General features: G+C 41.1%; 14 protein-coding genes. 12 read left to right on the forward strand and 2 right to left on the reverse strand.

Annotated features, from left to right (window positions below):
* Positions 1–25: 25 nt before the first annotated feature.
* Positions 26–1,009 (reverse strand): glycoside hydrolase family 5 protein, encoded by a 984-nt coding sequence (locus MKX59_RS24120; protein WP_071559348.1) that lies wholly within the window; start codon positions 1,007–1,009, stop codon positions 26–28.
* Between the two features lie 474 nt (positions 1,010–1,483).
* Between MKX59_RS24120 and MKX59_RS24125 the strand changes: the two genes are divergently transcribed.
* The 5 genes from MKX59_RS24125 to MKX59_RS24145 all read left to right on the forward strand — a co-directional run bounded on the left by MKX59_RS24125 (position 1,484) and on the right by MKX59_RS24145 (position 7,435).
* A complete protein-coding gene (locus MKX59_RS24125) occupies positions 1,484–2,050 on the forward strand; it encodes a 5' nucleotidase, NT5C type (RefSeq protein WP_069079794.1) in 567 nt (188 codons plus the stop codon).
* 121 nt (positions 2,051–2,171) lie between these two features.
* Positions 2,172–2,966 carry a Nif3-like dinuclear metal center hexameric protein gene (locus MKX59_RS24130; RefSeq protein WP_069079793.1) on the forward strand — a complete coding sequence of 265 codons (795 nt, stop codon included), beginning with the start codon at positions 2,172–2,174 and terminating at the stop codon, positions 2,964–2,966.
* Positions 2,967–3,045: 79 nt separating this feature from the next.
* Complete coding sequence (locus MKX59_RS24135; RefSeq protein ID WP_076265240.1) at positions 3,046–5,424, forward strand: glycoside hydrolase family 2; 2,379 nt, start codon at positions 3,046–3,048, stop codon at positions 5,422–5,424.
* A 213-nt stretch (positions 5,425–5,637) separates the two neighbouring features.
* The gene (locus MKX59_RS24140; protein WP_069079791.1) at positions 5,638–6,852 is read left to right on the forward strand and encodes an MFS transporter; all 1,215 of its coding nucleotides are present in this window, start codon (positions 5,638–5,640) and stop codon (positions 6,850–6,852) included.
* A 13-nt stretch (positions 6,853–6,865) separates the two neighbouring features.
* Positions 6,866–7,435 carry a sugar O-acetyltransferase gene (locus tag MKX59_RS24145; RefSeq protein WP_069079790.1) on the forward strand — a complete coding sequence of 190 codons (570 nt, stop codon included), beginning with the start codon at positions 6,866–6,868 and terminating at the stop codon, positions 7,433–7,435.
* 116 nt (positions 7,436–7,551) lie between these two features.
* Here MKX59_RS24145 and MKX59_RS24150 read toward each other — a convergent pair whose 3' ends face one another.
* Positions 7,552–8,103, reverse strand: a complete 552-nt coding sequence (locus MKX59_RS24150) for a helix-turn-helix domain-containing protein (protein WP_023986881.1) — start codon at positions 8,101–8,103, stop codon at positions 7,552–7,554.
* Between the two features lie 113 nt (positions 8,104–8,216).
* Between MKX59_RS24150 and MKX59_RS24155 the strand changes: the two genes are divergently transcribed.
* The 7 genes from MKX59_RS24155 to MKX59_RS24185 all read left to right on the forward strand — a co-directional run bounded on the left by MKX59_RS24155 (position 8,217) and on the right by MKX59_RS24185 (position 18,106).
* Complete coding sequence (locus MKX59_RS24155) at positions 8,217–8,798, forward strand: LysE family transporter (RefSeq protein ID WP_023986882.1); 582 nt, start codon at positions 8,217–8,219, stop codon at positions 8,796–8,798.
* A gap of 271 nt (positions 8,799–9,069) precedes the next feature.
* Positions 9,070–10,809 carry an alpha,alpha-phosphotrehalase gene (treC, locus tag MKX59_RS24160; protein WP_076265241.1) on the forward strand — a complete coding sequence of 580 codons (1,740 nt, stop codon included), beginning with the start codon at positions 9,070–9,072 and terminating at the stop codon, positions 10,807–10,809.
* A gap of 97 nt (positions 10,810–10,906) precedes the next feature.
* Complete coding sequence (gene treP / locus MKX59_RS24165; protein ID WP_069079788.1) at positions 10,907–12,865, forward strand: PTS system trehalose-specific EIIBC component; 1,959 nt, start codon at positions 10,907–10,909, stop codon at positions 12,863–12,865.
* Positions 12,866–12,938: 73 nt separating this feature from the next.
* Entirely contained in the window at positions 12,939–13,697 is a 759-nt protein-coding gene (gene treR / locus MKX59_RS24170) for a trehalose operon repressor (protein WP_076265242.1), read from the forward strand.
* A 201-nt stretch (positions 13,698–13,898) separates the two neighbouring features.
* Positions 13,899–14,639 carry a LytR/AlgR family response regulator transcription factor gene (locus MKX59_RS24175; RefSeq protein WP_023986886.1) on the forward strand — a complete coding sequence of 247 codons (741 nt, stop codon included), beginning with the start codon at positions 13,899–13,901 and terminating at the stop codon, positions 14,637–14,639.
* Position 14,640: 1 nt separating this feature from the next.
* On the forward strand, positions 14,641–15,942 hold the full coding sequence (locus MKX59_RS24180) for an ATP-binding protein (protein WP_023986887.1): 1,302 nt from the start codon (positions 14,641–14,643) through the stop codon (positions 15,940–15,942).
* A 121-nt stretch (positions 15,943–16,063) separates the two neighbouring features.
* Entirely contained in the window at positions 16,064–18,106 is a 2,043-nt protein-coding gene (locus tag MKX59_RS24185) for a serine hydrolase domain-containing protein (protein WP_340859109.1), read from the forward strand.
* Positions 18,107–18,191: the final 85 nt, after the last annotated feature.

Here is an 18,191-nt window from a genome sequence, read left to right on the forward strand (position 1 = left end):
TATTTTTTATTTTCTTAATGTGTTTTTAGTAGATACCGGCTTTTTTCGATGTTTGTTTGATCCCGTTGCTTCCGTTAACTACAGTTTTTCCCCAATCCGTCAGATTGCCATTAGGTCCTGTTACAAGATCAAGATAGGAAAGGTTGGAACTATTACCATACCAGGACCAAGCTAACCATCCTATCCCTTTGGATTGGCCATATCTCATGATTTCTGTCTCGTCGACGTCTGCTCCCTGGTGGTAACCGCCAAATTCACCAATAATCAGAGGAAGTCCTTGATTCAGAACGTTATCAATATTGGTTCGAACAGTTTGAACATCTTTACCCGCGAACTCATACATATGGATGGAGAATACCGTATTCTTCAAAGAATCAGCTGCAAATACAGATTTACCAAAGTCATTGATAGACTGAGGATATTGTCCCCATCCGGCACAATCGACGATGAGCGTATTTTTGATACCTGCGTTTCTCAACTTGGGAATCGCTTGCTTGTATCCATCAGCCCAACCACTTCCATTCCAAGAACCATACCATTCGTTCGCAATGTTTACGATAACCCGGTCTTCCTTGCCGATCAGAGCATCCTTTATGCTAATCCAGTAGTTCACAGCTGCATCCAAAGACGCATAGTCGTCTTTGCCTGTAGCGTCATGAACTTCAAGCACAGCAATCATTTTGTAACTCGTGACTAGAGAGATAATATTTTTCACGGAATTAATGTCATCCTTGGTGTACTGGTTTCCGTTAGAAAGGACAATTCGGACGGTATTAGCACCTGTCTGGGCAATTGCCGGGATAGCTGTATAAAGATCATTTTTGTACCATGTGTGAGCATGATTGACGCCTCTCATAACAAATGGCTTGCCTGTAGAATCATACAATTTGGTACCGCTTACATAAAAACCTGAAGCAGCTTCTACCTTGGAGAAAACTCCTCCTAAACCAATCATGATGAGCAAGCCGACCAGTCCAGACAATAATGCTTTTCTTAACAATACCTTCATTTTTGTTCCTCCCTAAATATATTATTCAACTTCCTGCTATACAGAGATGAGGTAGGTATGTAAGTGTGTAAATAGCAGTAAGCTAAACACAAATTAATCGTTTTCAATTTGGAGAAAAGTTATTTTTTGTTATTCTATCATTTGAGTTTTTGTTATTCAATTGATTTTTTTAGTTATTTTTTGTGTTTTCTAATCATAAACACATAGATTTATTATTTAAGTGAGATTTTCTATGGTATCATTGTATTTATTGCTTATATTTGTTTGAAATTTAGTTTATTTCAATAAAACTAACCTAACTTTTTTGCTTTAATATATCTGATTTATGTAGATAAACCTAACGTTGTACTTGGCTAATTATCTTGAACAAAGGCGAGATCTAATCGGACAGCAATACCTAAGCTTCACCGCGATATTAAATTATAGTATGATATTCTTGTGAAAAATTTTACCAGAGTGAATAGGGGCAAGCTGATGAGAAAACCAATCATTGCAGTCGATATGGACGATACCATCTGTCATCTCGTCAAACGAGCCATATACCATAACAATAGTGAATTTCCCACTCATCCGCTTCGGTATGAAGAAATGTTAGATTGGAACACCGATCATCTACGTCATCCCAAAAGCACGCATGATGTATTTTATGGGCGACCGGGTTTGTTTGAGGAACTTGAACTGTATGACGAGTATGTTGTAGAAGAGATGGAGAAGCTTTGCAATGCTTTTGATGTCATTATTGTGACAGCGGCAGAACCCAAGACCGTCGTAGAGAAATGGAACTGGCTTCAAAGACATATGCCATTCATTCCGATTGAGAACTTTTTCCCATGTAAACGAAAGAACCTGATTAACTATGATCTCCTGATTGATGATGGTCCTCATAATTTAGTGCCTGCGCTAGAGGAGGGGAAAAAGGTGCTTTGCATTCCTCATCCATGGAATCTGAGAGTAAGAGAGCAATATGAGTTCCCCGTCATGACATCCTGGCAAGGAGCAAAAGAACGAATCGACTCCATTTTAGGAGTTCTGTATAAATAATAGAACCATTCGTAAAACAGCTGGCTCCTTTGGAACTGGCTATTTTGCTAGAAAGAATAGCACTTATGATTGAAATAAAATGGTACAATTGATATGCATTATCCATGAGGAGGGAACGTGTATGACCATGACTATGGGTCAGATTGTGAATCATCTGACCAAGGGAATAAGCATACCCAACACCACCGTAGATCTGCTGGACCCAGGATATATAGATACTGAGGTGCAAGGAATTGTAACCGCTTTCTCAGCTTCGCAGTATGTGATAGAACAAGCTATTTCTCTAGGTGCAAATTTTATCATTACGCATGAAGGCATCTTTTATAGTCATCAGAGAATGCATGAATGTTTACTATATGATCCTGTTTTTTTGCAAAAATCTCGCCTCATTGCCGATGCAGGTATAGGCATTTATCGGTTTCATGACGCCATACATCGTTATCAACCGGATGGAGTGATGGTTGGGCTTCTTCAGGCGCTTAGCTGGCACAACTACATTGTGAAACAGCAGCCGACGGCCGCCATTTTGACTATTCCGGCTATGGAGGTTAAGGAGATCGCTGAATATATCAAAGCCAAACTACATATTCGTTATGTACGGGTGGCTGGCGAGGTTTCCATGCCATGTGAACGAGTGGGAATCTCAGTAGGATACAGGGGAGGTGGTGAACTAGCCATTCCATTATTTCTAAATGAAAATGTGGATTTAGTCATTGCCGGTGAGGGCCCAGAATGGGAAACACCAGAATATGTTAAAGATGCTGTCTATCAAGGGCAAAGTAAAGCACTTATCATGCTGGGACATGCTGAAAGTGAAGCACCTGGGATGAAGTATCTCGCAGATGTACTTTCCGCCCAATTTCCAATGCTCCCCGTACACTTTATAGAAGATCGCCCGGTGTATCAAATATTGTAATGAGAACACGTCTTTTGTGATGGTCATCCCGCACTGTTGTTATATCCGTTCATCCACTTTATGAAATGGAGGCAAGATGATGGGAAGCAGAGTGATTATGCCATTCAAAATAGATTGGAAATTTATAGAAGGTAATTATGCAGGTGCTGAGAAAATGGACTATAACGATGAGCATTGGCGGCTCCTTCAAGTCCCTCATGATTGGAGCATTGAAAAGTCCTTTGATCCGCATATGCTGTATGGTGGCAATCAAGCTTATTTGCCGAGATGGTCTGTCGGGTGGTACAGAAAGCATTTTAATGTGAAGCCCTCCTCTCCAAAACAGCGCGTATACATACAATTTGATGGCATTCACAGTAACAGTGAGGTTTGGATCAATGGGCATTTTGTGGGCAAGCGACCCTATGGATATGTTAGCTTTCAATATGATTTGACTCCATATATTCGGTGGGATGAGGAGAATGTGATTGCCGTCAAAGTGGACAATACGATTCTTTCACCTGATAGATGGTATTCGGGGGCCGGTATTTATCGTAATGTTTGGCTGATTTGTACGGATTATATTCATATAACCGAATGGGGGACTTACATTACCACACCTGAAATTTCGCCAGATGAAGCCAAGGTGACTGCCAGAATCCAGGTCACTAATCATCACGCGCATGCCGTAGAGTGTACGATTATGACTGAAATGCTGGACCCACAGGGACAGATCAAAGGAAAAGTGGAAAACCGAGTAACTCTTTCGGGCTGTGAAACGGGGGAAATAGAGCAAAAAGCGCGAGTTTTAGAGCCAGAACTATGGTCACCGGACAACCCACTGCTCTACGAAGCTCAGACGACGATCTATTGCGACAATACAGAGGTGGATCGTTATTGTACTCCTTTTGGTATAAGAGAAGTGAAGCTGGACACTCAAAAAGGTTTATTTCTGAATGGGCACAGCTTAAAGCTAAAGGGAGTGTGCATTCACCATGATTTAGGTTGTCTGGGGGCTGCTTACCATGATACAGCCATGAAGAGAAGGCTGCAGAGGCTGAAAGAAATGGGCTGTAACTCGATTCGTTTTGCTCATAACCCGATGGCGCCCGAATTATTAGATTTATGTGATCAGATGGGGTTCTTGGTGGTTGATGAAGCTTTTGACAAATGGAAGTCTCTTTTCTATGAGCATTTGTATGATGAGTGGTGGGAAAAAGATCTGGAAGCAATGTTGCTCAGGGACAGGAACCATCCCAGTGTTTTCATGTGGAGCGTTGGGAATGAAGTGGAAAACCAAGGTCAGCCATCCATGCTCAAAATGTTGGAGCAGCTCGTGGGTTTCTGCCATGAAAAAGACCCAACCCGACCGGTTACATGTGCGCTTGAGCCTCATAATACACCGATCAGCTTGCGTGAGGGTTCGATTGAGGCCAAAGTGGAGCATACCAAACAGCTGGCACAACGAGTGGATGTTCTGGGGGTAAACTATCAGGAGCAGTGGTATGAGCACTATAGAGCGGCCATGCCGGATACGCTTATCCTTGGAACAGAAACATTCCCATACTATCGGGGTAAGGATAACCGGGTTAAAGGTTATTTGCCTATGAATCCCTGGTTTGATGTCGCTAATCATGATTATGTGATCGGTCAATTTGTTTGGAGTGGAATTGACTATTTGGGAGAAACGAGCTATCCCTCCAAAGGGTGGTCTTCGGGTCTGATTGATACTTGCGGATTCCGCAAACCAGTATCTTATCTCCAACAAAGTTTATGGTCTGATCAGCCTATTGTGCACATAGCCGCATTTAACGAACACATGAAATCGGAATTTAATCCGACATGGACGATGCACTGGAAATCTCCGGCCATGGAAGATCACTGGACATTTCCTGAATACGGTGGAAAATTGATACGGTTGGTTACCTTCACCAATTGTGAGAGCGTGGAATTGATCGTGAATGATGAATCATATGGTAAGAGGAAGCTAGTGGATTACCCTAATCATTTAATCCTATGGGAGCTTCCCTATACACCGGGCAAAATCCGGGCTGTGGGTCGCAATGGAAACGAGAAGGTTTGTGAGCATGAACTGACCACTGCCGGGGCTCCTTATGCTCTAAAGTTGGAGGCCGATCGGACGGTTCTACCTGCTGATGGGCATGAGATATCTCATGTGGAAGTAACGGTCATAGACCCAAACGGGATCATCGTACCTAACCAGGATTTTGATGTAATCTTTAAACTGCAGGGAGATGGTCGTATCCTTGGAATAGACAATGGTAATCTCACCAGCGATGAATCCTTCAAGGGGAATGAGAGACGAACACACAGGGGAAGGTGTCTCGTTGTTATACAATCCGGTTATGTGGCTGGTGAGTTGTTGCTTCAGGCGTCAGCAGATGGAGGGTTGCTGGGAGAAACCAGACTGAAAATAGAAGAAGAATCCAAAAGACAATTCAAGGCTGATTCAGTATAGAGCTTGTATAGTTTAATTAAAAGGTCTGAATAGGTGACGAGTGCTCATGCTCTACCTGCTCAGGCCCTTTTTAATATGTTTACAACTGACAGTCAATAGCCATCTATGACTATAATTCTCTTTTTGACAAATAGTTTGGATACGAATAGAATGACTAATTATAATATAACTTATTAAAAGATTAATAAAAAGTGGTGATAAGGAGATAAGTAAATGCCAGTAGAACCCTCCATGAATCCCAGGGTAATTCGTAACATTTTATTTTTGTTATTCGCTTTACCGGGTGTAGCTTTTGCTTCCTGGGTGTCTCGAACGCCTATTATCCGGGATATTTTACATGTCTCGACTGCCGAAATGGGAATTATAATTTTTGGCTTAGCCGCAGGTTCTTTAGTGGGACTACTTAGTGCAGGCAATATGATTTCTCGTATAGGTGGACGGGCGGTCATTTTGGTAAGTGCGATTTTGATTGTGATCGGTTTTGTCATTGTAGGGTTGGGAACTGCATTTTCGCTCACGAGCATCGTGTTTGCTGGTTTAGTCATCTTTGGAGGTGGCTATGGGACAGCAGAAGTAGCTCTTAATGTCGAAGGTTCTGCGGTAGAAAATCAATTGCAAAAAACGCTTTTGCCCGCTTTTCACGGTTCATTTAGTATGGGTACACTTGTAGGTGCGATCATTGGCTCTGGAGCAGCGGCGCTACATATACCTGTTGTGGTCCATTTTGGAGCTATGGCTATCATGATTGCAGCGGTAACCTTCTATTTTTATCGTTTTCTGCCCCACGATACAGGTATAGAGAAAGAAGTTTCTACTCAAAAGGTCGGATCTAATCTCAAGGCGCAGCTTGCTGTATGGAAAGAAAGACGGATTTTATTAATCGGTATCATCGTGTTAGGTATGGCGTTTGCAGAAGGGTCTGCGAATGACTGGCTGCCGCTAACGATGGTAGATGGTTATGGCGTGGATTCTTTAACAGGTTCCTATATGTATGGACTATTTGTGGCAGCGATGACCATTGGACGTTTTACTGGCGGATTCATACTGGATAAATACGGCCGTGTCCCTGTGTTGAAAGGGAGTGCTGTCCTGGCTGCTATCGGTATCATTCTAGTGATCTGGGGACAGCATTACCTCATGGCCGGACTGGGCGTCGTATTATGGGGGGTTGGAGCCTCACTTGGTTTTCCTGTGGGCTTATCTGCTGCCGGAGACGATCCTCGTGGTGCAGCTATCCGGGTTGGAGCCGTAGCCACGATCGGTTACATTGCCTTTTTAGTAGGCCCTCCAAGCTTAGGGTTTTTAGGTGAACATGTTGGACTTCTACATGCCTTGATTGTAGTGCTTGTTGGCGTTATTGTTGCTGGCTTGATATCGGGCGCAGCCCAACCTATTGGGATGAAAGAAAAAAATCAGATTAAAATATAAAGGGGATTGTCCCATGACTATGAAAACGGAAAAACAAAAGATGATGAATGGAGAACTTTATGTAGCTGCTGATCCTCAATTAACAAATGAAAGAGAGTATGCGAGAAGATGTGTACGTCTCTTTAATCAGACGGCAGAGACGGATCATGAGTACCGTGAAAAGTTACTTAAGGAGCTTTTCGGATCAACTGGTGAAAATATAGGTATGGAACCCAACATACGCTGTGACTACGGATACAATATCCATGTTGGGGAAAATTTCTACGCCAACTTTGACTGTACCATTTTGGATGTTTGCGAAGTGCGCATTGGAGATAATTGTTTCATGGCTCCAGGAGTCCATATTTACACAGCGACTCATCCCATAGATCCGTTTGAACGAATCGCTGGCCCAGAGTATGGGAAACCTGTAACGATTGGCAACAATGTATGGATCGGCGGTAGAGCAGTTATTAATCCCGGTGTTACGATAGGTAATAATGTCGTAGTAGCATCAGGAGCAGTAGTAACCAAGGATGTTCCAGATCATGTGGTTGTAGCTGGAAATCCAGCACGAGTGATAAAGCAAATTAAAATCTCCTAAACAGCATACAGGCAAATCATTTAATATTTGTACCGATGATCCTATTAAAAGCGCTCCTTATTTTAATAGGATCATTTAATTTAAAGACTTGTATACTTATGGTCTTCAAGATTGAACTATACAGAGTAATAAATAATCATATTCACCCGAACCAGGGTTTCTCCTAGATTATAGTAAATGTGTGGGCGGTCTGCTTTAAAGCGGATCGAATCTCCAGCTTTAACCGTGTATATTTCCTCACTGACTTTTACCACCATCTCACCCTCAAATACCGTAATAAATTCTTCTGTACCTTCACGATGCGGCGCTGAACTCAGTTCTCCGCCTGCTTCAATCTCTACGGTGTAGACCTCAAAATTTCTACTGCCTTCATAGGGGAAAAACGGATACAACCGATATTGATTATTTTCTTCAAGCACTTGTACTTTGCTTTTAGGAACGACTACTGCATCTGAAGGTGGTTCATTAATCAGAGCAGTGAAAGAGATTTTCAAGCCGTTCGCAATTTTCCATACGGTTGTAATCGAGGGATTAGATTCTCCGCGCTCAATCTGACCGAGCATCGTTTTACTGATCCCCGTCAGATCAGCTAATTTATCTAAACTTAATTTTCTTTCATTTCTTAGATGTTTCAAATTTTTACTTAAAATCAGATTAATATTCTCCATAATTCTTCGCTCCTATTGTGCTTTATAAAGAACATATTGTACAATCATAAAGTACAAATGTACGTCTCAACGTACATTTCATTCAATTATAACATACGGGAGTTGATTGTTGCATGCCGTTTATTCCGTTCCTTTCTTATGCACTTGTTAGCAGCTTTACGCCAGGTCCCAACAATATTATGTCTTTAGACAGTGCCAGGCGGTTGGGTTTGAAAAAAGCATTCCCATTCTTGCTGGGAGTAACAGCAGGTTGTTTCGCCATTATGCTGTTAGCCTGCTATTTTAATCTTGCTTTGTATCATTTTTTGCCACGGGTTAAGATCTGGATGAATGTTCTCGGCAGTCTGTATATGCTTTATCTGGCGGTGAAAATTGCAAAGAGCAAATCCTCTACGGAGGATAATGATCACAATGAGGGATATTCCTTCAAATCAGGACTGTTGCTACAATTTATCAATTTAAAAATCATTTTGTATGGTATTACGGTCATTTCAACGTTTGTAATGCCTTATGATGTATCGTATATAGAGCTTATTACGATTTCATTACTCCTGACTTGTATTGGTTTTGTAGCTGTAGTGAGCTGGGCGATTTTTGGCGCAGTGTTTCAACGTTTCTTGAATAAGCATGAGCGTTCCTTCAATATCATAATGTCCTTATTGCTCCTTTATAGTGCACTATCGATATGGATGTAAATGAGTACCTTATTCATCATAGAAAAGAAAGGTTCCTGACTATAGGCAGGAGCCTTTTTTCGTGTGAATTGAGCTTATTCTACGAGTCATAACATACAATCGGACAGAATGGATGAGTCTCCTGATCATTTAGCTGCAAAACGGGTATTCCTTAATAGATAAAGCTGTTGACAACTTGTATATACATGACTTAATCTTGTATATACAAGATGTTGAAAGCGTTATATTATTTTTTACGCTACTTCATTTCGCAAGAAAGGAATGAGCATGAATGGAAGCAATGAACAAGACTTTAATTCCTCAAGATAAGGACTGGTGGCGCAAATCAGTGGTCTATCAGGTTTATCCCAAAAGTTTTAACGATACAACGGGCAAAGGAACCGGTGATATAAGAGGACTGACGCAAAAGCTGGATTATTTGAAAAAACTGGGTGTCGATATTGTCTGGTTGCAGCCTGTATATGTCTCACCACAACGTGATAACGGGTATGATGTAGCCGATTATTGCCAGATTAATCCCGATTATGGAACAATGCAGGATTTTGAAGAATTAAGCGAGGGAATCCGGGCACGTGGGATGTACTTAATGATCGACATCGTGGTTAACCATTCTTCCACAGAACATGCCTGGTTTCAGGAGGCACGGCTTTCTAAGGATAGTGAGTATAGGGACTATTATATCTGGCGTGATCCAGCACCCGATGGTGGACCTCCAAACAATTGGGTTTCCAAATTTGGTGGACCAGCTTGGCAATATGACGAGGCAACAGGCCAATATTTCCTGACACTATTTGATAAGACTCAGGCGGATCTAAACTGGGAAAATCCCAAAGTCCGTCAAGAAGTTGTCAATCTGCTGGAATTTTGGGCTGAGAAGGGAGTTAGTGGTTTCCGACTGGATGTCATTAATTTGATTTCCAAGGATCAGCAATTCTCGGACGATGATAGAAGCACGGCTCCTGGCGACGGACGTAAGTATTATACGGACGGTCCACATGTGCATGAATACATCCATGAGTTACATGAGAAAGTATTTGCCAAACAGAATAGCGTCACTGTGGGTGAGATGTCCTCCACCTCACTGGATCACTGTATCCGTTATTCCAATCCAGAGAGAAAAGAATTGTCCATGACCTTTAATTTTCATCATTTGAAGGTGGATTATCCAAATGGACAAAAGTGGGAATTGATGCCATATGATTTTGAAATGCTGAAAAAGCTATTCTCGGATTGGCAAACGGGCATGCAACAGGGTGGTGGCTGGAGTGCATTGTTTTTTAATAATCATGATCAGCCAAGGGCAATCTCTCGCTTTTTGGATGATGGCGAATACCAAGCGGAAAGCGCCAAGCTGCTGGCAACCACGCTACATGGTCTTCAAGGAACGCCTTATATATTTCAGGGTGAAGAGATTGGGATGGCCAACCCGCAGTGGGCAGACATTGAAGAGTTTCGGGATGTTGAATCTCTGAATATGTATCGTATCTTACAGGAGCAAGGCAAAAGTGCAGAAGAAGCATTGAATATCATTCGAGAGCGGTCTCGTGATAATTCGAGAACACCGATGCAGTGGGATGGCACTCGCAATGCGGGCTTCACTTCAGGTACTCCCTGGATTAAGGTAGATGAACGATATCCACAGATTAATGTTCAGGCTCAGTTAGAGGACCCGAACTCTATCTATCACCATTACCGTAAGCTAATTCATCTGCGTAAGACGGTGCAAGTCATTACCGATGGGAATTATCTACGCCTGGACGAAGCTCATCCTCAGGTCTATGCCTATCAACGCAGCAATGAAGAGGAGACTTTGATCGTCATCTCCAATTTTAGCGGACAGGATACGCAATTCCGTATACCGGATTCATTTTATTCATGTTTAGAAAATCAAGCGTTGGATGCGGCTGAGTTCTTAATTGGTAATACTCAGCACGCCCCGGAGCTAAAACAAGTGATCTCTTTGACCCCATATGCTTCATATATGTGGATTGTTTGTAGACTTAGTGAATAGTATGGAGACATCTAGTAGCACCCCGGGCACGGGCACGTTATCTTTGATAACCGGGGTTGCTGCTTTAAAATGAGCGAACGTTAAGGGAGTGGGCTAAATGGCGATTGAAAGATCACAGGTAGAAGACATTATAAAAGCCGTTGGTGGCAAAGACAACATAGAGGCCTCTACGCATTGCGTAACTCGTCTGCGATTTGCCCTTTATGATGATAAGCTGGTAGACAAAGATGCACTCGAACAAAATGATCTGGTCAAAGGCCAATTTTCTTCACAAGGACAGTATCAGGTCGTAATTGGCCCAGGTCTGGTGGATAAGGTATATGACGAAATGATCTCCATTACAGGAGGTAGTCGGGCTTCTAAAGACGATGTCAAAAATGCGGCAAGCAAAAAACAAAATCCAATTCAGCGTGCCATCAAGACGCTGGCAGATATTTTTATCCCTATCTTGCCCGCAATCGTGACTGCAGGCTTATTGCTTGGAATAAATAATATTTTGACTGGTAAGGGAATCTTCTTCGAAGGAATGGCTTTGGTTCAGGTCTATCCTCAATGGACCGACTTTGCTGCTATCATTAACACCATTGCCAGCACCGCATTTACATTTCTACCTGCCTTAATTGGATGGTCGGCCGTTGTCAGGTTTGGCGGCAGTCCTTTACTCGGGATCGTACTGGGTCTGATTCTGGTTCATCCGGATCTGCTAAGTGCATACGGTTATGCGGATGCGGTTACAAAGGGCACCGTTCCGGTTTGGAATTTGTTTGGGTGGGAAGTGAACAAGATTGGTTATCAAGGACAGGTTTTACCCGTTTTAGTATCCGCTTACGTGCTCGCCCACATTGAGAAATTCCTAAATAAGAAGATAGCGGATTCATTTAAGCTGTTACTCGTAGCACCGATTACATTATTAATAACGGGATTTCTGGCTTTTACAGTGATCGGTCCGGTTACTTTTATGATTGGTAATGCCATTACGTCTGGTCTTGTATACGTTTTCGATTTGGCTCCTGCGCTGGGAGGCCTGATTTATGGAGGCTTGTACTCCTTGCTCGTGATTACGGGAATGCACCATACTTTCCTGGCGGTGGACGTGCAATTAATTGGTACGCAGGGTGGAACATTCCTTTGGCCGATGCTGGCGCTGTCCAATATCGCTCAGGGTGCCGGAGCACTGGCAATGATGCTGGTATTGAAGGAGCAAAAGGGAAAAGGATTGGCTCTTACCTCTTCAGTGTCTGCATTTCTGGGTGTAACCGAGCCTGCCATATTCGGAGTGAATATCCGATATAAATATCCGTTTGTATTCGCAATGATCGGTTCCGGTATTGCAGGTATATTGCTCACCGTAAATCATGTGATGGCTTCTTCCATTGGTGTGGGCGGGATTCCAGGCTTCTTGTCTATTTTCCCAAACAACTGGGGTGTATTCTTCATCGGGATGGCGATCGTGTTAATTGTGCCGTTTGCTTTAACTTTAATGTATGGCAAGTTGTTAACTAAGCGCCGTCAGGCTGCACCAGCCAATGATTCCGTAAGGAAAGACTCGCTTCCGCAAAATACCGCACTAGATGTGCTTGAAGTGAGGACTCCCGTACGAGGACGTGTTGTACCGTTAGAACAAGTTCCTGACCCGGCTTTTGCCGAACGGCAGATGGGTCAAGGTATAGCAGTGGAACCGAAGGATGGCAAAATTCTTGCCCCTTTCAGTGGGCAAGTCATTCACATCATGGTGAAAAGCAAGCATGCCTTGATTTTAGAGCATCCGACAGGTGTACAGATTCTGGTACATGTGGGAATTAACACGGTGTCCCTGAAGGGGGAAGGATTCACCATGCATGTGGAGACAGGTCAAACCGTAAAGCAAGGACAACTATTGATGGAATTTGACCGTGAGCTGATTCAGAAATCGGGATACCCCATTATTACACCAGTCATTGTCCCGGATGGTCAGAGCATGATTGAATCGGTTGAGGAACTGCCAGGTGAGGCAGAAGATTTGCAGTATACCTTAATGAGAATTCATTTGAATTCTTCATCAGACAATACGAATTAAGTCAGATTCATCGTACAGCCTATTTTAGTGAACAGGAAGTGAAAGGATGCTACAATGAACGTGGTGATGAAAATTGACAAAGAATATATTTTTGCAAATTTATCAGGAGTACTCGGGACGAATCCAGACAGGCGAATTGGCTCCAGGCACGAAAATGCCATCTGAAAATGAACTGGCCCGAGAGTATAACACTTCTCGCGAAACCGTACGTAAGGCACTTCACTTGCTTGCACAAAATGGGTATATCCATAAAATAAAAGCTAAAGGATCTTTTGTTCTGGATATGGGACGGATGGATTTCCCTATAGGAGGCTTGGTCAGTTTCAAGGAAATGTCTGAACGGATTGGGCGTACATCACGAACAATTGTACATGAAAATCATTTAATTCCAGTTCCAGATGACATAGCCAATCATCTTGAGATTAAGAAAGACAAGTATTTGGTCTGGAAAGTTATTCGTGCGCGTGAGATTGAGGGTGAATGCGTCATACTGGATAAAGATTACTTTCGATCAGACATTGTACCTGTGCTTACCGAGGAAATTAGTCGTGGGTCCATCTACGAATATTTGGAGGGAGAGCTCCATCTTCAAATCAGTTATGCCAAAAAAGTGGTTTCCGTAGAAAATGCAGATGAAGAAGATCATAGGCTGATGGACCTTCAGAACTACACTCATGTGGTCGTAGTACGTAACTATGTTTATCTGGAGGACACCACCTTGTTCCAGTATACCGAGTCAAGGCATCGGTTGGACAAATTCCAATTTGTCGACTTTGCCAGACGTTCCCACGGTGAAGAGAAAAGAACTGATTTTTTTAATAACGATCAATAAAACAGTTAAGAAACCCCGTCTTTTGAAGACGAGGGTTTCTTTTTTACCTTGGATGCAACTGCTGAGCAGCTTGTATACTGGCATTTGAGGGATTTGAATTTGCGTTTTATCCAAAAGCTGTTTATAGAATATTAAAAGGTTATATACTGTTTAGAATACAATTCCATGATCAATGCAATGGGAATGAGGTGTATGTTATTTATGTATAGAGTGGCTATCTGCGATGATGAGCACAAGCACAGAGAACTTGTTAAAAATATGCTGATTACTTTGTCGTTAAAGACCAATATAGAATTTAAAGTTGAATTATTCGACTCAGGAGAACAGCTGGTATCTCATTATCAAAACCATGAATCTCCATTCCATATCTTAATATTGGATGTTGAAATGAATGGCATAAACGGAATTCAAACCGCCCAAAAAATAAGGAATTTAAATCATCTGGATGAACAGATTGTTTTTTTAACGAGCTACCCTGAATATATGGTGGAAAGTTTTGACGTAGTTACATTTCAATATTTAATAAAACCGATTGCTCCCCATATCTTTGAGGAAAAAATGATAAAGCTGTGTCAATATTTTCAATCTCTCGATAAAAAATTCGTTATCATCAAGTCAGCTTATGAGGAAGTGCTTTTAAAATATGATGATATCATTAGTATTGAAGTGGCCAAAAGCTTAACCATAAAAAACAAGCTGCATTTTGTAACCTCTACTCAAACCTATGATAGCAAAGGGATTCTTTCGGACTATGCTTCAGCATTAAAAGAACATAATTTTCTACAAATTCATCGTTCGATTATTATAAACTTAATTCATGTGAAAAAATTTGCTGGCGGTGATGTTTTGATGTCAAATGATGTGAAGTTACCTATTGGGCGTTCTAAAATAAAAGAAGTTAAAGATCTATATACCAAATTTATGATCATGAAGATGCATTAATATGATGGAATATAGCTACCTGCTTCTTAACCTATGTGTTGTACTGGTGATGTGCTTTCAAGTGAATTTTTACTTTAACTCCGTTTTTGATAAGTCCAATCGAAAGCCAAATAGATTCATATATTTCATTATTTTCGGGTTGCTGAACATCTTATATTTAAGTGTTTATCTGTCTCCTACGCTATCCTCGATTTTGGCATTACTTGTCATATTTAGTTTAGCGCACTCGTATACAGTGGAAATAAAGACAAAGATCATTTTTTCTATCCTTTATGCTGTATTGATAACCATCGTTAATTTTATATCTCTTTATATTTTATATGCTGTAGGCTCCGTTAAAATTAGCAACTTTAGCCATTTGGGTGGGCAAGATCACTTGATATCCTCTAAGGTTATGTTACTCAGCTGCATTATCATGTTTGCTGTCATTCAGATTATACGGCTATTTGCCAAACGCAGAACCTTCCCTTTGCAGCATCGTTACTATATTTTATTTTTAATCGTTCCCATCATAAGTTTATACCAGGTCAATGTTTTATCTGTTTATAGTGAAAAGAATATGTATTATTTTGGTTCTATTATTAGCTTTATTTTTTTAAATGTTTTTATCATATATATTTTCGATAATATCATTGAAAAATTTCAATTAATGCATGAAAATGCTCAATTACAACATCAGATGGACTACCAAGATGCTAACTACGAAAAAACGGTTTACAGCTTCAAAAATATGAAAAGAATCATTCATGATACACACCAACAGTTTTTGTATATTGAAGAATGTATCAAGAGAAATGAATTGGCTGAGGCGAGTGAACATATTAAGGTTACATTAAATAAAATCGAAGGAGCCTATCAAAGGGTTAATACCGGTAATCTGGTTATAGATGCTCTTGTCACAAATAGTCTTAATATTGCTCAGGCCAATGGCATCAAGGTAGATACTCAGCTTAACTTGTATTCACAAAAAGTAAATATTGAACGTTATGACTTGTGTGTCGCTCTGGGCAATATGCTGGATAATGCCATAGAAGCATCTAAAAAGGTCAAGATTGCGGATGATAGGTACATTCTTATTAAAATACATTCCAATGAGTCCGCGCTTTTCATTCACATCCTGAATCATGTGGAGAATGAAGTGGCTCATTTGCATAGTCAAAAATCAAACCCGGATGTACATGGCATTGGCTTGACCAATATATCCAGAATATGTGACAAATACGGTGGGAATATGACCATTGAAACAAAAAATAAAGTATTCGATAATATGGTTTTATTGCCATTTTATAAGGACAATTCTTAGACATCTTGCTGTTTAGGGATTGTTTTTTTCGTTTCAGGGTGACTTTTCTATATAGAATCCTCGTTCATAGTATGATCAGTCCAGTAATAATTGGGGAACCCATAAGAGGAGGAAATATGGAATGAAGAAAATAATAGCTGTGTTCATTTCGGCTATGCTTTTTGTACTGCCGATGACGAATGCTTTTGCTCAAGACAATCCTGAACCCATTAAGGAAAAGGCTCGCAATCTGGCCTCGGAGCTGGTATCCAAATACGGTGCTAGCGGTGTGCAGTATGCCATTAGGGACCATGGAAACATCGTATTATCGGATAGCGTGGGTGTAAAGAATAAAGCAACCAACGAGCCAATCACCAAGGATACGATGTTCGGTATAGGCTCTACAAGCAAAATGTATGTATCTGCTGCAACGATGATGCTGGTGGATGCCCATAAGGTAGATATTGATCAGCCGCTAACAACATACATTAAGGACTTTACAATGGCTGATGAAAGGTACAAACAAATTACACCACGTATGCTGTTAAATCATTCGTCGGGTCTTTACGGTGCCCACTATAAAAATAGTATGTTATTTAATGACAATGATACAGAAAATCATGATGAGCTATTGCTGAGATTACGATCAGAAACTTTAAAATCCAACCCCGGCGAATATTCTGTATATAGTAATGATAGTTTTCAATTGCTTGAAATATTGGTTGAACGGGTGAGTGGTCTAAGTTATACCGAATTTCTGGCAAAGCATATTAGTGCCCCTTTGGGTTTGAACTCTACGAAAACACCACTCGATCAGTTTGACAGACAAAAGCTGTCCAAAACTTATTTTCCTGCGATTGAGGGGGCCTTACCCGTTGAAAATGCCAATGTCATCGGGACAGGGGGCTTATACTCTACCGCAGAAGAGGTGGCTATGTTTTCAGAAGTATTAATGGGGAACAGACCCGATATTTTATCTGCACAATCGGCGAAGTCCATGCAAAGTCATGAATATCGAAAAGGAATATGGGTACCTGAAGAGACAAACAGCTTTAATTATGGGCTTGGCTGGGATGCGGTTCAGTTGGCACCGTTTAGTGATTACGGAATAACTGCGCTATCCAAGGGTGGGGATACTGTTTTGTATCACTCTACTTTGATCACCATACCAGAGCATCAAATTTCTATGGCTGTGCTTTCATCTGGAGGGTCTTCCATCTTAGATAGTATTTTTGCTTCTAACGTTTTATTGGAAGTTTTAAAAGATAAGGGCATCATTAAAGACATCATACCGGATAAAACATTTGAGGCTCCTGTAAAAGTGGAAATGCCATCTGATTTACTTTCTTATTCGGGATTATACGGTTCTGTGGGTACAACCATCAATGTAGAGATTAAAAACGGTGAGTTTGATTTACCTGCTTTTTTGGATGGATTCGTCCCGGCGCAAAAATATGTGTATACAGGTGATGGACAATTCAAAAGCAGTGATGGCAGTGTAGCCGTAAGCTTTGACAAACAAAAAAACGGGAAAACGTATATTAAGGCTAACATTTATTTAAACTTTCCGGGATTAGGCCAAATGGTTATGGTGATTTATGAATATCAAAAGCTTGATGCCAATCCTCTAAATACTACAGTTAAAAAGGCATGGGAAAATAGAAACGGGAAAAATTATTATGCTTTGGATGAAAAGATATCTTCCATATTTTATCTGGCCCCCTCATTTATAACAAAAAAAATATCCGTTGATCATGATGGATACGCAAGTGGTACTAAAATTGTGGATGAGAATAAAGCAGTAAATGCCGTTGAGATTCCTGTTATGAGTGGAAGAGATGCATTTGATCTGAATTTTTATACCAAGGATGGTTCGGAGTATTTAACCATAGATGGACAATCCTATATCAGTGAAGATGCTGTTAAACCTATCTTGGGAGGAAAATCAGTGTACACCATACCATCTAATGGCCAAGCCACATGGTATAAAATAGATAAAAACTCAGCCAATAAAACGATGACCGTTGATTTTCCAAAAAGCGGAGGCTTCGCTGTCTATGATGAAAACGGAGCGGTTGTACAATTTTCAACTGCTAGCAATAACAATTCGGTTGTACTGCCCAAAGGTGGCTTGATCGTTTTAGGTGGCCATGCAGGGGATGTATTTAAAATCAATTTGAATTAAGCGTGTAGCCGCTTCTGGAAATTCAGGAGCGACCGTTGCAGTGTTGGATGGTTATGAAGACAACCGCGAATCTTAAGTCGAATTG

Origin of the sequence: Paenibacillus sp. FSL R7-0340 (assembly GCF_038002205.1) — a bacterium.
Lineage (GTDB): Bacteria > Bacillota > Bacilli > Paenibacillales > Paenibacillaceae > Paenibacillus > Paenibacillus polymyxa_B.